Origin of the sequence: Bacillus sp. SM2101 (assembly GCF_018588585.1) — a bacterium.
GTDB classification, from domain to species: domain Bacteria; phylum Bacillota; class Bacilli; order Bacillales; family SM2101; genus Nanhaiella; species Nanhaiella sioensis.
Genome location: NZ_JAEUFG010000028.1, coordinates 18,944 through 35,623 on the forward strand (window position 1 = coordinate 18,944; position 16,680 = coordinate 35,623).

Annotated in this window: 11 protein-coding genes; 2 read left to right on the forward strand and 9 right to left on the reverse strand. The window is 34.1% G+C overall.

Features of this window, described 5'->3' with window-relative positions; all coding sequences use genetic code 11:
- Nucleotides 1–144: 144 nt before the first annotated feature.
- A complete protein-coding gene (locus JM172_RS19925) occupies nucleotides 145–1,500 on the reverse strand; it encodes a TrkH family potassium uptake protein (protein ID WP_214484131.1) in 1,356 nt (451 codons plus the stop codon).
- 601 nt (nucleotides 1,501–2,101) lie between these two features.
- Here JM172_RS19925 and JM172_RS19930 point away from each other — a divergent pair.
- Nucleotides 2,102–3,259 (forward strand): amidohydrolase, encoded by a 1,158-nt coding sequence (locus JM172_RS19930; RefSeq protein ID WP_214484132.1) that lies wholly within the window; start codon nucleotides 2,102–2,104, stop codon nucleotides 3,257–3,259.
- Nucleotides 3,260–3,684: 425 nt separating this feature from the next.
- Here JM172_RS19930 and JM172_RS19935 read toward each other — a convergent pair whose 3' ends face one another.
- The 7 genes from JM172_RS19935 to JM172_RS19965 all read right to left on the reverse strand — a co-directional run bounded on the left by JM172_RS19935 (nucleotide 3,685) and on the right by JM172_RS19965 (nucleotide 11,180).
- Nucleotides 3,685–4,665 carry a sodium:calcium antiporter gene (locus JM172_RS19935; protein ID WP_214484133.1) on the reverse strand — a complete coding sequence of 327 codons (981 nt, stop codon included), beginning with the start codon at nucleotides 4,663–4,665 and terminating at the stop codon, nucleotides 3,685–3,687.
- A gap of 117 nt (nucleotides 4,666–4,782) precedes the next feature.
- Nucleotides 4,783–5,538 carry an exodeoxyribonuclease III gene (locus JM172_RS19940; protein ID WP_214484134.1) on the reverse strand — a complete coding sequence of 252 codons (756 nt, stop codon included), beginning with the start codon at nucleotides 5,536–5,538 and terminating at the stop codon, nucleotides 4,783–4,785.
- A gap of 147 nt (nucleotides 5,539–5,685) precedes the next feature.
- Nucleotides 5,686–7,083 carry a DEAD/DEAH box helicase gene (locus tag JM172_RS19945; RefSeq protein ID WP_214484135.1) on the reverse strand — a complete coding sequence of 466 codons (1,398 nt, stop codon included), beginning with the start codon at nucleotides 7,081–7,083 and terminating at the stop codon, nucleotides 5,686–5,688.
- Between the two features lie 144 nt (nucleotides 7,084–7,227).
- Nucleotides 7,228–7,509 (reverse strand): DUF6509 family protein, encoded by a 282-nt coding sequence (locus JM172_RS19950; RefSeq protein WP_214484136.1) that lies wholly within the window; start codon nucleotides 7,507–7,509, stop codon nucleotides 7,228–7,230.
- Nucleotides 7,510–7,810: 301 nt separating this feature from the next.
- The gene (locus tag JM172_RS19955) at nucleotides 7,811–8,581 is read right to left on the reverse strand and encodes a divergent polysaccharide deacetylase family protein (protein ID WP_250886790.1); all 771 of its coding nucleotides are present in this window, start codon (nucleotides 8,579–8,581) and stop codon (nucleotides 7,811–7,813) included.
- A gap of 226 nt (nucleotides 8,582–8,807) precedes the next feature.
- Nucleotides 8,808–9,677, reverse strand: a complete 870-nt coding sequence (locus JM172_RS19960) for a cation diffusion facilitator family transporter (protein WP_214484138.1) — start codon at nucleotides 9,675–9,677, stop codon at nucleotides 8,808–8,810.
- A 123-nt stretch (nucleotides 9,678–9,800) separates the two neighbouring features.
- Entirely contained in the window at nucleotides 9,801–11,180 is a 1,380-nt protein-coding gene (locus JM172_RS19965) for an MFS transporter (RefSeq protein WP_214484139.1), read from the reverse strand.
- 705 nt (nucleotides 11,181–11,885) lie between these two features.
- Between JM172_RS19965 and JM172_RS19970 the strand changes: the two genes are divergently transcribed.
- A complete protein-coding gene (locus JM172_RS19970; RefSeq protein ID WP_214484140.1) occupies nucleotides 11,886–12,362 on the forward strand; it encodes a GNAT family N-acetyltransferase in 477 nt (158 codons plus the stop codon).
- 360 nt (nucleotides 12,363–12,722) lie between these two features.
- On the opposite strand, the gene JM172_RS19975 is transcribed toward JM172_RS19970, so the two are convergent.
- Nucleotides 12,723–16,277 carry a PKD domain-containing protein gene (locus tag JM172_RS19975; RefSeq protein ID WP_214484141.1) on the reverse strand — a complete coding sequence of 1,185 codons (3,555 nt, stop codon included), beginning with the start codon at nucleotides 16,275–16,277 and terminating at the stop codon, nucleotides 12,723–12,725.
- Between the last annotated feature and the right edge of the window lie 403 nt (nucleotides 16,278–16,680).

The window sequence follows — 16,680 nt, forward strand, 5'->3', positions numbered from 1 at the left end:
ATTCTGTAAATCAAGCTAGGCGCATTGATTACTATATTTCATGAGATTTTTTTAAAATGGAAGGGGTACAAACGATGCCTTTTTCAAATACAGAAAGACCCATTCTATTCTCGCAAGCATAATACACACAAATCTTTGTGCTTATTAATCAGTTAAGACATACTCTTTAGGATAGCGATACTGTTCTTGTTCTTGCTCACCAGATATTGAATAAATAAAAGTTAAAATTCCTATCCTTCCAATAAACATAAGGACAATAATGACTATTTTACCAGCATTGCTCAAACTAGGTGTAATTCCTAAAGATAATCCTGTCGTTCCAAACGCTGAACAAACCTCAAATATGATCGACTTTAATGAAAATGGTTCAATTATGCTCAAGATCACAACAGAGCTTGCACAAACGAAGAAAGCAATCATTACAATGGCAAATGACTTTGCAATATCATCTTTATCTAATTCTCTCTTGAATATCTTCACTGATCCTTGCCCCCTAATATGTGCATACATCGCTAAAATCACAATAGCAAAGGTCGTAGTCCGTATCCCTCCTCCAACACTACTAGGTGATGCACCTATAATCATAAGCATAGCCAATGTAAGCTGAGTAGCAGTTGAAAAATTATTTAAATCCATTGTTGCTAGGCCACCATTCCTTGCTGATACAGAATGGAACAAAGAAGAAAACAGTGATTGATGCCACGATTTATGTGAAAAAAAATGATTAAATTCGAAGAGGAAAATCAATAGTCCTCCAACTACAATTAAAATGAAAAAAGTAAGTGTAGTGAGTTTTACATATAGTGAAAAACGAAACCTTTTGTTCCATTTCATAAAAGATAAACTATCCCTCAGTTCTATCAAGACTGGAAAGCCAATTGCTCCAACAATTAATAGAATGATATATATAAATTGAACAAAATAGTCGTTTGCATATGGTACTAAAGAGCTCCCTGTTATATCGAATCCCGCATTCGTCGTTGCGCTAATTGAAGCAAAGAAACCTTGTAAAAATGCGGTTTGCCAATTAGGATAATACTTTAAGAAATATGTGCCTAAAATAAGCATACCTAACGTCTCAATCGTGATTATGATTAATAAAATTTGTTTAATATACATGACAAGCCCTTTATATGTAATGCGATTTTGGTCATAAGTAATGAGCTTTCGGTTTTGATATGAAATTTTCTTTCTAAACAACATCCACATAAAAGTCATTAAGGTCATTAAACCAATGCCACCAAATTGTAAAATAAATGCCAAGATAAAAATTCCTGGAATACTAAATGTGTCAACAGTCGACACAACAGTTAGCCCTGTTACGCTTATTGCACTGATAGCAGTAAATAAAGCATCTATAAATGACCATTCCACACCATCTTTAACAGCGATAGGAAGCATGAGTAAAATTGTTGATACGATCGCAGCAACTGTATAATAAAAAACAATCAATTGAATCGGTGTAAATGACAATAATTTTCTTTTAGCTAACATCCTCATTGTTTTTTCTCCAATGTCTATTTAATTAATTATTGTTATAAAAAGCTTGTTTCCATGTTGATTTTTTACTATAGAATAATCATTTCGTTGCATCTTTACTACGTGAAAAATCAGGATCTTGGATGAAAACACCTTTTAACGGTAATATTGTTGAAATTGTAGCGACAAAATTTCAAATACAGTATTAACGATGATAAGAGCTTTTGAGTATCAACTAACTGAAGTCACCCAAAGATAAAACAAGAATTTGCCTATTTATCATAATTCCACTTTAGTTTTTTTTGCTTTGCTTTTATTCCTTTCAATACTATAGCGAAGAATCTAGTCCTCAATAAACGAATTAGTCATTATAGTAACACCATCAGTGCTACGCGTAAACCTCATGCTAAAATTGCATCATTTTCGTTATATTTCGAGGAAACTTTGTTAGCACAGATTCTCATTTTCTTATAGTAAAATGACAGCAAACAGTTAACAGATTCGGCTGGTTGCAATCTATTTACAATATTTCAAATATCCATTATGATCAATAAGATATAGATAGAAAAATATGATTAATAGAACAATTAAGTTATTTTATTGATATTTTAGGAGGATTTTGATGTTAGCAATTACAAATGTGACTGGTTATATTGGTAATGGAACAAAATTAAGTGAAGGAACAATCATTATTTCTGACGGGAAATTCGTAAAAATTGGAAATGATATTGCTATTCCTGATGGATGTGAGGTTGTGAATGCTAGAGGCCAAGTTATTACACCAGGTCTAATAGATGTCCATACACATTTAGGAATTCATGAAGAGGGAATTGGTAAAGAAGGACAAGATTACAACGAAGTAAGCGCAGCGTCAACTCCTCAAGTTCGAGCAATAGATGGTATTAATCCTATTGAAAAGGGATTTAATGATGCACGTCTTGCTGGAGTTACAACTGTCCAAATCATGCCCGGAAGTGCCAATGTAATCGGTGGTGAAATGGTTATCGTAAAAACGGTCGGCCATATCGTTGACGAAATGGTAGTCAAAAGTCCGTCGGGATTAAAGGCTGCTCTGGGTGAAAATCCAAAACGCTTTCATGGTGGTAAAGGTATTTTGCCTATAACAAGAATGGGGACAGCTGCACTGTTAAGAGAAAAATTAATTGAGGTGCAAAATTATATTGAAAATAGGAAAAAGGGCAAGGTTGATCGTAAACTTGAGCTAGAAAATATTGCAAAAGTACTTAATAAAGAAATTCCATTACGTGTTCATGCACATCGTGCTGATGATATAGTAACTGCATTACGTTTAAAAAATGAATTTGGCTTCGACCTTACGATTGAGCACTGTACAGAAGGTCATAAAATTGCTCCTTTCATTGCTAAGCATAATGTTCGTGTAGCTGTCGGACCTACAATGTCTTCTCGGTCAAAAATTGAACTTGCTGATAAAGGTTGGCACACACTTCAAGCGTTAGCTAATGAAGATGTACCATTCTCTATTACTACCGATCACCCAGTTGTCGGCATAGATCACTTGATGACTAGTGCTATTTTAGCTGTGAAATATGGTTTAACAGAAGAGCTTGCATTAAAAGCTATTACGTTAAATGCTGCAAAACACTTAGGGTTGGAAGAAAAGATTGGATCTATTGAAGTTGGGAAAGACGCTGATTTCGTACTTTGGAGCGGAGACCCATTTGACTTAAGAAATAAAGTTGAGCAAACGTTTATCAACGGCAAGCTTGTGTATGCTGAAGAGCGTAGAATGAACGTCTAAATGATGTAGCTGATGCGTGATCAAATGATGTATTTACAAAATAATAGGATGCTTTTCGAGCTATGTAAATGCACACCTATAATACGTTCGTGGCATTTTTTTTCGATAACCTAATATACTAATTTGGTCCCAAAAAAAAGAGCCTGACAATAAAAACAAGCCTTCATCTGATTAATTTTGAAGGCTTGTTTTTTATTAGTTGTTCATTGTAGCTGAACATGCCTTTATTGTCTGGTTAAGTTTAACCTTCTGCTTAAGCTTCTTCTAGGTGTATGTATCTAACGGAACTTGAAGTTAATTTTAATTATTGGTGTTTTTTGAACGAAAATAGCTGCATAAATTCAAGTATTACATTTAGACACTGAGGTATTGTCAAAAACATATATTCTTGTATTAATTTTAACAATAGCTACAAAGTGAGCCTATTATAATTTACTAAAAATAACATAACTAGTGATAAAATAACATATAACGACGAATAAACTTGGCAAAACGTATGTAACTTTATTTATAGAACGTTCTCTTAATATTGCATAGTATGTGATGATTGAAAGGATAAGGGTTCCTAATACAGTATAAATATGGCTTGGACTAGAATAGAACAACAGACTACCACTTCTAAACATAACATCAGTAAACACTAAAATAAGTATGTTAAAGATGTTGCTACCTAGTATTGAACCAATCGCAAGGCCATAGTTTGCAAGCCGCACCGCAACGACAATAGACACTGCTTCCGGTAAACTCGTACTTGCTGCTACTAAAAATGATCCTATAAAGGAAGCCTCAATGCCGGTTAGTGTAGCTATTTGGTCTGCTGTAATAGTTAACAGGGTGCCAAAAAGCAGAATAAGAAAAGCAGTCAATATGAAAGTTCGAACAGATTTTTTTAAAGATTCATGTGCATATTTAGTTGTTTCTCCTTGAACTTCTACTTCTAGCTGCGGTTTTTTAACTTTTGACAGCAGTACGATGCCCAATATATAAACACTAATTAACACAATCGTATCTATTCCAATAGAAAAGAAATGATTTGGGACTCTTATATAAAGTGATATAAAAATAATACTTGAAAGCGTCATTACAAGCACATTTGTATAACCATTTTCTTTGCTAGAGTAATTAAAAATCTGCTTATTTCGATACCAGAGATCAACGAGAGCTAGTATTAACAAATTAAATAAATTACTACCTAGTACATTTCCAGTTGCAATATCTGGATTTTCAATAAAAATAGAAGTCACACTCGTTGTGATTTCAGGTAACGATGTTGCTCCACCAAGCATTAACCCTAACACCGCTGCATTTAAAGTTGATTTTTCTCCAATAATATCAGCATGTTTTGACAACTGGACAGCTAGAAAGATAGTAAAACATGCAGCAATGAAAAAGAGAAAATATACCATAAGTTCGTCCACCTTCAATAAATTTACTTGTAAACAGTATTTCCAAATTGATCTAATACATTACTTAGTTAATTTATAATAAAAAATGACTTCATACAACTATTTTTAACTAACTTGTTACATATCCATTTCTAGTAAAACAGGGCAATGGTCACTTCCGAGTATTTGTGAATGAATCTCTGAATCTAACATAATCGATTTAAGTTTATTGGATACGATAAAATAATCTATTCTCCATCCAATGTTTCTTTCTCTTACTTTGTTCATATAGGACCACCACGAATAGGCATCTTCCTTATTAGGGTAAAGAAATCTATAAGAATCAACAAAACCAGCATCAAGCAGATTTGTCATCTTTTCACGTTCTTCATCAGTGAATCCAGAGTTGCCCCTATTTGACTTAGGGTTTTTCAAATCGATTTCTTTATGAGCTACATTAAGGTCTCCACATAGGATTACAGGTTTGATGTTATCTAATTCCAAAAGATAAGTTCTTATATTATCTTCCCATTGTAAACGATATTCAAGTCTTGCTAAATCTCTTTGAGCATTAGGTGTATAAACATTTACTAAATAAAATTTATCAAACTCTAAAGTAATAATTCTACCTTCAGGCTCACTTTCATTATCTCCCACCCCATATGAGACAGATAGTGGCTTTATTTTGGTAAATATCGCTGTTCCAGAATAACCTTTTTTCAAAGCGTAGTTCCAATATTGAAAATATCCTGTTAAATCTAAGTCAATTTGACCGTGCTGTAATTTTGACTCTTGAATGCAAAAAATATCTGCATCCACTTCATTAAAATAATCTAAAAACCCTTTCTTTACACATGCCCTTATTCCGTTAACATTCCATGAAACCAATTTCATATACCATTCCTCATCACTGTTTAACATTTTTTGTTTGGATGGTTTTCACCTTTATGATAAGCACAAACTTTTCAAAGTAGTAGTGTCTCACCACAGTAGTTTAACCTACACTCACGATCTCTTTTGAAGTACTTTGCTTAACATGACTTATTTTCTTCTGCCTTTTTGAGTAGCCTTCTTTTTGACATTCTTCTTCCGATGCAATTTTTTATTCGAACTAGTTTTAGAGCTATTCCTACTACCTTTAAATGTGGACCCAGACTCATCGTTATGAGTTTTTTGTGATTGCCTCGACCTTGAACTTTGCTTATTAGACTTAGTTGTTGATTTAGAATTGGATTCGTCCTTACTATCTTGACGAGAATATTTATTCTTATTGGTTCTGTTTGATTTATAATTTTTTTTCTTACCCTTGTCCTCATTCTTCGTTATTTTACCTACGTTTTGTTTTTCTATCTTGATGTTTAGATCTTTTTCAATCATATCAAGGACTGGGCGATCATTAGAAGAGTAAAAGGTAATAGCCTCTCCTGGCATACCAGCTCTACCAGTTCTCCCAATTCTGTGAACGTAGCTTTCGGCATCCTGTGGTATATCATAATTAAAAACATGAGTAACACCTTCTACATCAAGCCCTCTTGCTGCCACATCTGTTGCAATAAGCAATTGAAGCTGTACATCTCTAAACCGTTTCATCACTTGCTCTCTTTTTGCTTGTGATAAATCTCCGTGTAGTTCATCACATAAATATCCTTTTGATTTCAGTATGTCGTACAGCTTACTAACCCTTCTCTTCGTTCTACAAAAGATGACTGCTAAATATGGGCGACGAGTATCTATTAAATGGAAGAGTGTAGCTTGTTTGGCACGATCAATTGTATGTATTGCTATTTGTTTAACATTATCTGCTGGCCCTTGAATCTTTTCAACTTGAATGTATGAAGGGTCATGCATATATTTTGAAGCTAATTTTTTTATTTCTGTAGGTATTGTAGCAGAAAATAATAATGTTTGACGTTTATCAGGAGTCTCTTTAATGATTTCTTCTACTTCTGTTAGAAATCCTATATTCAACATTTGGTCAGCCTCATCAAGCACGAGAATATCTATTGTAGATAAATCAATCGTTTTTCTTTTAATATGATCTAAAAGGCGACCTGGCGTTCCAACGACGATTTGAGTGTTTTGTTTTAATTTTTTTAGCTGTTTATCTACCTCTTGTCCACCATATACTGCTAAAGCATGAACACCTTCTACATCCGCAATAAATTTTTCTAATTCAGCAGTAATTTGTAAGGCTAACTCTCGTGTTGGAGTTACAATAAGTGCTTGAATGTGTCCTTTGCTCGCATCAATCTTTTCTAAAATCGGTAACATGAACGCAATTGTTTTACCAGTCCCAGTTTGTGCTTGAGCAATGACATCTTTATTGTCGAGTATTTTTGGGATTGCTCGTTCCTGAATCGGTGTAGGTTGAACGATTCCTTCATTTGTTAATGTATTGATTAATGTATCTGAAAGGTTTAATGACAAAAAATCTTGCATTGCTATACCTGCTTTCTTTACGTGTTACGTTTTTTGTAATTAATTCAATGCGGTCTACCCTATGCACGAATGATATGAATGTCATGCTAAAAAGATGAAAGGACAGTACCCCTACTGAGATATCGCCCTTCTTAAACCCTATATTTATTCAAAGTTTTGTTTGCAATAGTTTAATACTTGGATTTCTTCCTCTGCGTCTAAAGCCCAATCATAATATTTATTTGTGTTTTTTTCAATAATCTGATATTGCGCAACTTTATAATCATCTTCATAAACTGCGAAGATGGCTTTTATATATAAACCTTCAGGACTAAATAAGTCATCATCTTCCGCTACTTCAATATGTAAAAAAAATTCGTATCTATCTCCAACTAAGATCCCTGTAGGGTCTTTTAATTTTTCAACTGAATGACTAATAATATTCATTAATTCCTCTCCCTTATACTACCCCTGACCCAACTATTATAAATCAATAGACCGAATAATTTGTGTTGAGCTGTAGCTAAACAATATATAAAAATAGTTAAAGTCTATCATACATTTTACCATAAATCATAATCCAACGTTCTAATCTTCCCTATTTACATGTTTTTGTTTGGTGGTAAATGTTTTTTTAACCCTTCATAATAAAATTACTAACAGTATGGGTAAACAACCGTTAATCTTAATCCCATATCATTCAGGATAAAGGGAGCCATGTAAAAAGAACAAGCTATGTGACTATTCCTTATTCAAATTCAAAATACTTATCATCAATTAGGTCAGATACTGGAACAATTTGAATGTTTCGTTCCTTAAATTGCTTCATTGATTGTGAAATTCCAGTATAACAAACTTTACCTGTCTCACCAACATGCCCTATTGCGATTCCTACCCCGTACTCTTCTGCAACTTCTGCTAATTTTAACATTTGGTTCGTCACATGAGACACAGAGGATATATCATCTAGAAATATATCTCTTTCTAGTAGTGGAACACCTAGCTCCTCAGCAATTTCGGGAAACTTAGAGTTCGGGCTTGTAACACTATCTACAATATACATGTTTTTTTGTTTAACAACTTCAACAATTGCTCTGACAATATCTTCATTTTCAACGACGAGAGAACCCATATGATTGTTTAAACCTTTTGCATAAGGTACACTTTCGATTGCTTCAGTTACTCTCTTTTTCACTTCCGATGGAGGTAGATCAATTGTTATGGGTTTTGGACCTAACCAAGATTTTTTTCCTTTCTTTGGCTGCATAGGTAAATGTACCATTATTTCAAACCCTTGTTGATGTGCCAACATCGCATGCTCTATTGAGTTGTCAGCAAATGGCATAACAGCGACAGTAATTGGAATATCACCTTTCAAAAATTCCATCACTCCACCATCTCCCCCACCAAAATCATCAATAATAATGGCTGACTTGATCTTCTCTGCTTCTCCATATACATTATGAGTTGTTAACAAGCAAGCAACAATAAAAAACGCACAAATAACAGCATTTTTCAAAATCATCCCACCTAATTATGTTAGTCATTTTATTATTCGTCGTTACACATTTGCTATTCATGGACTTAAATGAACTTAACACATTAAAATGAATGAATTTTTGCTAATGAAAGTGTTACTTATATAACGTGAAAGCTGTCGGAACTCGATGTTAACATAATTATTTGTATTATTGTAATTGGTGGCTTTTTTGAATTCTTAAACTGCTGTTTTTTCGTTAAAACCGTTAATTAGGCTCGACATGAACATGGATATCATATACCTCATGTTCCTTTCTTAAGACATTTTCAACCATCGTTGATATATCATGTGCTTCACGAATATTTAGGTTAGAGTTAACAAGAATAACAATGTCTACTACAGCGTTATTCCCATACCTCCTTCCTCTAATCTCTTTTACCCCTTTTACGCCATATAAACTAAGAACTGTTTCTTTGTAACAGCTAATGAGCTCTTCATCAAAACCGTCTGTTAAATGTAGCGATGCATCTTGAAAAATCCCCCAAGCTGTTCTGCAAATAAGAATTGCAACTATAATTGCAGTGAGAGGATCTAACCACGGCAAATTAAGCTGTGAACCGACTATACCCACAGTTGTACCTATACTTACCCATGCATCGGATAAATTATCTTTAGCAGCAGCGAGGACGGCTTGACTCTTAATTTTCTTCCCTAGATTTCTATTGTATATGTATACAAAATACATGACTACTGCACTAAAAATTCCTGTCCATGCAGAAATCATGTCAGGGGATTGATGTTTGCCGCTAACAACTGAGATTACAGCGTCATATAAAACTTGGACACCTACAAACATCATAATAAACGAAGCGACTAGTGAAGCTACTGTTTCTGCTTTCCAATGGCCGTATGGATGATTTTTATCAGGTGGTTTTTGAGACAATTTTAGACCTATTAAGACTGCAACAGATGCTATGATATCCGTTGCATTATTTAGTCCGTCTGCGATTAACGCTTGAGAATTTGCAGTGTTTCCTATAAATAACTTCAATGCTGATAAGCAGATATAGGCAATGATACTTATCACTGCTCCACGTTCACCCATTTTTAGTTCTTGATATTTTTGTTGCTCCATAATAACCCCTCCACTTATCTTACGTAACATCATAACAACTATACATCGTGTGGGTCTAGAGCAACCTTTTTTCCTTAAACTTTACTATTAATAGGCGTCAAAAAATGTTTCGCATAGTAAAAATTAAGCTCCTTTTTCATTTGGAATTTTATGTCGTACGTACAGTGCAAACATAACAATTGCCAAAAGAAGCAGCAACGATAGAACGACAAAAATATTCCTATAACTTATCTCTGCTACAAATCCTCTTTGTTGTTGCATCGTTAATAATATCCCTGTTAATGTTACACCAAAAGCACCTCCAATGAATTGCGTCAATTGAGCCATTCCCATACCAGATCCTATTTCAGAACTAGGTAAAATCCTCGTTAATTCATTTGAAATACTTGAAGTAAGTGCAGAAAAACCAATACTCATGAACATATATGTTACAAGAATGAAGTATGGAGATATACTAGCTAGGATAGCAAACAAAACAGTCGCAATCATAAGAAACGTTTGTCCGAAAGTGATTAAAGGTATATTACCGAATTTATCTATTAATCGTCCAATAAACTGTGCAGCTACTGCAGATAAAATCGCACCAGGAAAAATAATCATCCCAATTGCAGCAGGCTCCATATTATACACATTTGCTAAAATAAGTGGTAATAGGAATAAGGAGGCAAAGTGTATTATAAATGCAGAAAAAGCAATGAATAATAGCTTTAAATATTGTCTATTTTTAAGTAATGCAGGTTGAATAAATGGAAGTTCTATTTTTCCTATATGTCTCCACATAATAAAAATTAACATAATTGTAATTATTAAAATGACATAAGAAAAAGTTGAAAGAAACAATAACAATCCAGTTACACATAAAGCGGTAAGAATTCCACCAATCGTATCAAACTTTACCTTTTTCACTTCTTCTTGAGGTAATAGTTTTAAAAAAATAGGAATAAACAGTAAAACAAGACCTGTTACAGCAAATAGATAATTCCAACCCAAATATTGCGTAATTGCCCCACCTATTACGGGACCTAACCCAAAACCTAGTGAAGCAGCCGATGAAATCAGTGCCATCGCTTTCCCTCTTCTAGAAAGTGGAATGTAGCGACTTGCAAGTACCATTGCAAGTCCTGGAACTGCCCCCGCTCCAGCAGCTTGTAATATACGTGCAACAAGCAAAATTAAAAAGCTCTGAGAGAGAAACCCTAACACTGAAGCAACCCCTAATATTGTCAAGCCTATAAGTAACAGTCTTGAAATTGGAATATAGTCAGATAGTCGACTAAATGTTAACGTTGCAATAGCAAAAGACACTGAATATGCAGAGACAATCCAGGACGCTGAAGAAGAAGATAAAGATAAATCGTGTAGCACACTCGGCAATGCTACATTAAACATCGTTGTATTCATCACAACAAGCCACACAGTAAAACTCCATATAAGGACAATTTTGTTTTCCTGTATCTGTTCATTGTGTGCCTGTTTACTAGCAGGAACAGAAATTGAAGTCATTTAAACCCACCTTCACTTATAAAATTACTGATAGTAGTCAAAAAAAAAGAGAGTCATTTTCCACCAAGGCTCTTTTCGTAAACTTTGTTGCAATTGAGATAATTGAGGACAGCAGCAAAAAAATTTACACCATTGACTTTATATTAAAATGAGAACAGATGCCACGAACACTTGATTTTTAAGCATTGATTACTTAGTATGACAGCAAACAATCTATACGAAAACAGCCTTCATCAATATTAAATGTACTATTATTACTATTCGCATGAACGACTTACTATTTCGGATAGATGAAATTTTACGTATTCTTACTAATCATAAAGCGAAAAGGTGGATTTTGAAAAGAATAATGCTTATAACGTCTGCTACATTCATATTAATCTAAAGATCAGCTTCTAACATATCAGGTGATGACCCCATACCACCTAATTGAAAGATCCACCTATAAAGGCGGAGACTATAACTATTAAAACAAGCTTAAATTAGCGTAGTTTTCAGCTCAATTTATTTTTTTTATTCTCCTGTATTGTAAGATATTGTGGTTTTCAAATAATAAGGGAAAGGGTTTGTAGGATTTTCTGTTAATGGTTAATATATAAAGAAAGTATTTTTTCATATCTAAAGGATTGAATAGTTTAAGAGATATGCCAGTTCAAGGGTGAGGAATAGTAAAAGTAAGCTATCTTTAAGGGGGAAGGAAAAAATATGGATGTATCTATTCGAAACGCTGATATGAACGACTACGAGTTATTGTTGCCTTTATTTAGGCAAGTTCACAACCTCCACGTGCGTGTAAGACCAGATTTATACATTGACAATCCCAATCCAGTCGAGCAAGAATTCTTTGAACGTCAATTGAATGATGGTAAACAACATATTTTTGTGGCTACTATTGGCAAGGATATAGTTGGTGTTATAGTGACGAAGGAAGAAGAAATAACCGAAAATTCTTTTGTCAGAGCAAGGAAAATATTGGTTATAAACAGTTTATCAGTTGCTGAAACGCACCGGAAGAAAGGCATCGGAAAAAAGCTAACTAAATATGTTTTTAATTTCGGGAAAAGTCTCACAGTTGATAGTATCGAATTGGGAGTGTCCGAGAAAAATATATTTGCCATTGAATTTTATAAGTCAATGGGAATGACTACAAAAAGTAGAAGAATGGAACTTAAATTTAACTAACAGCTGCTAACTAAAAACGCAAGAAAGGGTATCTACGTAAACACATTTATATCATTCCAACACGTTAACAGTTATTACAACCAGTTAAAACAGCCACACGTACGCTTGTTCTTATGATTATTATATGGGAATTAGACGCTATACATAATATTTAAGGAAAAAAGAATTTTTTAGAACATCAACAGTCACACACTCACCTTATACACGAAAAACTGCTGTTTTTTTGCACAATTGATTTTCAACTCTTTTTTCACCATAGAGAAAGCAATAGACAAAATCATTGAGTAGATTTGGTCTATTGCTTCTTTGTTAACTTAAATCTATTTTCCTTTGTCGGTTTGGAAAGTTAAGATCACAAATCTATTTTGTGATTTGAATCGAATAATCGATTATTTCCTCCCCGGACCATGTATAAGCTATGATGTAGTACGTACCCATTGTGAGGTGAAAAACATTGTCACGAAGTGGCTCTGCTACAATTTCACCATTCTCATCCTCAACAACAACATTATAATTTCCACCCGATTGATTAAGGTTAATTGTCACTTCTCCATCATCCACCATATCAAAATAGTACCAATCAGTATGATCTCCTGCTTCATAATCAAGAGACCCAACAATACTGCCTTCAATGAAGTTGGCATTAGATTTTCGATTATTTGGCTCAGTTTCACTTATTAGTACGTCATTATTAACAGTGATGCTCATTATTGTCACACTTGTTTCTCCTAAATCATCGGTAACAGTTAATTGCACATCAAATGAACCTACTTCTTCATAAACATGGGTTGGGTTTGCTACTGAACTCGTATGGCCGTCACCAAAATCCCACTCATAAGAAGTTATCCATCCATCTTCATCATATGAATCACCACCATCGAACGCAACTGTTTCATTTACAACAACACTACTAGGTGCATTTATGATAGCTACTGGAGCAGTATTTGTACTAGCATTGTCGTGAGATATTGATATTGTATAATCAGCAGATTCTCCAGACCATGTATAAGCGATCACATAATATCTTCCTGTGGATAGCGTCATTGTATTATTTCTTAGAGGCTCGCCAATGCGATTACCATTTTCATCTTCTACTATGGCATTTATTTCTCCACCTGTTTTTGTAACATTTACAACGATATCACCTGCTTCTTCAACATCAAAATAAAACCAGTCTGTATGATCTCCAGTTGCATAATCTAAAGAGCCCTTAATTTCACCTTCAACTTGTATGTTATTCGCAGCTGATTTTCGGTTATTTGGTTCCGTTTCTGTTCCTTCTTCATCAGATCCTTCTACAACTATCGTCTTAGTTGTAAATCCAGTAGCCCCTTCATTATCTGTTACCGATAATGTTACGACAAATGAGCCGGTTTCCTCATATATATTAATAGGATTTTCCTCTGAGCTTATGTTTCCATCTCCAAAATCCCATTCATAATTCACGATAGAACCGTCTTCATCATATGAATCACCACCTGTGAATAAGGTCGATTCATTAACTACAACAGTAGCAGGAGCATTAATCACTGCAATTGGTGCACTGTTATTCGTTTCGCCTGCATAAATTCCATGCAAGACTACATCAAACTCAAATTGTCCATTTGAATTGACTCGATGATTTACAAAATAAGCAGTAACAGTTTTATAACCACTCCAAACACCACTATTATCTAGTTCACTTAAAGCAGTATTCGTAGCATTATCCATCTCAGCAATATCAACAGCTTCGCCACGAGATGAGCTTTCACTAACGTATGTTCCTTCAAGCGTAAATGTTTCAAAGAAAGTCGATGATTTTGTTGTCACCTCAAGATTATCTAAATTCATCAAACTAGTAATATCATTCTGAATTTGTCTTATAGACCTTTCAGGATGCTCGTATAAATACTCATCACCTACTAAAACAGTGCGGTACTCTCCATTCGTGTAATTTTCCCACATCTCATTCATATGTTGCTGGTATGCTGCCTCAACGGCATTGTCTTGAGAAAGATCATCTACATATTGCCTATACAAAGTTGAAGCTCTTTCAAAATCTTCGTTAGCTACAATTTCATTTAAATCATTTAAAATATATAAATAGTCTCCACCGTTGCCGTTGACCATAAAATCATAGAAGCTGTATGCATAATCATAATAATCAAAACCATATAAATCATAAGTCGCATTGATCACTTGTTCAACTGTAAACCGAGAGGCTGGGTCACCTATTTCCTCAACCATCACATTTCTACCGTCTACACCAGTTCTAGTAGAACCAGCGAAAAATTCAGCTCCGCCTTCGCCGAACCAAGGTAAATTGTTATTGTTATCGTACAAAGGAGTGTCAGCATAAAACCCTGGTATTAGAAATCTACTCATTAAGTAATGCGTATATTCATGTCGAAACAACTCTTCTAATTCAAACCTACTATCTCCTGCTGCAACACTTCTATCCCATGTGTAGAATAATCCTGCACTTTCTATATATCTACCACCATTTTCAACACTATAATCATTATTTAATAAGCCATTCATAAGTTGGTATTCAAATTTGCTGTTATACACAATTGATAATAAGTTGTCATCAGGATTTCCTGGTCCGTCGGCTGGATCATCGGTTCCAGAAAACCTATGAAACTGTGATTTAACTTCTCTTGCTGCCCAATACATTCTTTTTATTTTGTCCTCTGGTACGTCATCTCCTGCCCAAATTGTAAACTCACCAGCTTCAAACACATATTCATTACCGAAATATCGATCAACAAATGAATCATAAGGGGCTACTCTTGCTACAGTTGTTCCATTTGCATCTATGCCATCATATTGCCAATAAATATGATAAAGAGCTAAATATTCCCTTGCTCCCCATCTATTGTATACTGTATCAAGAGCTTCTGTAATAGCTTCATAGCCATAATATTCATTTGAATGATAGCCACCTACGTTAAAATGGAGGATCAGCCACATAGTGTTGTCTAATGCCCATACTAAACGGTAATCTTCTTCCATCTCGTAAATAAAAATAGTTATTTGTTCTATTAAATAATCTAAACCAGCGTTAAACTCCCAACCTGTTGTCCCATAGTTATATTTTGTTTGCCAATCAAGTGAATAAATAAATTCTATATAAGCATCAATTGCTGCATCATAGTCGGCATACAATGTTAAATTAGAAGTAAACTCACGAACAACATCACCAAATTTATAGTACATATCACTATCTGTAACTGCATGATTTAAAAACCAGCTTAATTGAGTGATTAAGTAGTTGCCTTCAGCCGTGTCACTAAAACCAACATTACGATTGTCTAAAACTGCATTGATTGCTGGATTTACTTTCTCTCGATACTCCAAGTCGTCATAAAAGCTTAATTCACTATATTCATCTGATTTATAAAAAGGTCTGTTTGCCATCTCTATAAGATTGATTAAACCTACATCATTTGTTTCTCTCCACTGAGGAGCTTGTTGTACGATTGCATCTAATAATGCTTGATGGCGACTTTCATCAACATAAAAGTCAACAGCATCTGAGCTAAACGTCCAAAAATCCTCTATATCATCGACGCTATTAAGATCATATATTAGGTAGTCTATTAAACTGTCATAGGACAAATTATTTAAATAAGCAAAATCAATAACTGTGCTAGTTGCTGAAATAACATTGTTTTCGATGTTATTAGATTTTATTGATCGAACCGTATTATGAACATCATTGTGTTCATACACGCTACTCAAGTCTGAAAATGTCAATTCGCTATATCCAGGTGCATGTTGTAACGGCTTTTTTATTTCCTCTCTTCCCTTAACGATAGAAGCATGATCATTGTTAATTGAGTTGGCTTGAGTAAGGGAACCTGTCGATAAAATAACAGTAAATACAAGGATAATGCTAGTAATTTTGTACATGACCTTTCGTTTTTTTGACAACATAATTCCTCCTTTTTGTATAGTTATTCTCTTTTCTTAATTTTCTGTTTTTTTCAAATGCAAAATATTTACTTAATAAGCGTAAACATACCGTAATCAATTCCTGGGACTTGGAATCAATCACATAAATACGTCGTAACTCCTCCCCCCAATCAACAAAAAAATATAAAACCGAACAACACCTCTTTCCTAATATTTAGACAACAATACCGATGATTGTTCGCCATGTTAATATAAAATTGCAATTGATATACCAAAACTATCGCAACAACTAAAAATTACTACATTTGAACTACATAAAAAAAAGGAAATAAAATGTCATTATTTCCAATGAGACTTATGTATGATATTTAAATATGTGCTTGAAAGAAGTTACATATGATGTGTAAATTTTTATACATTG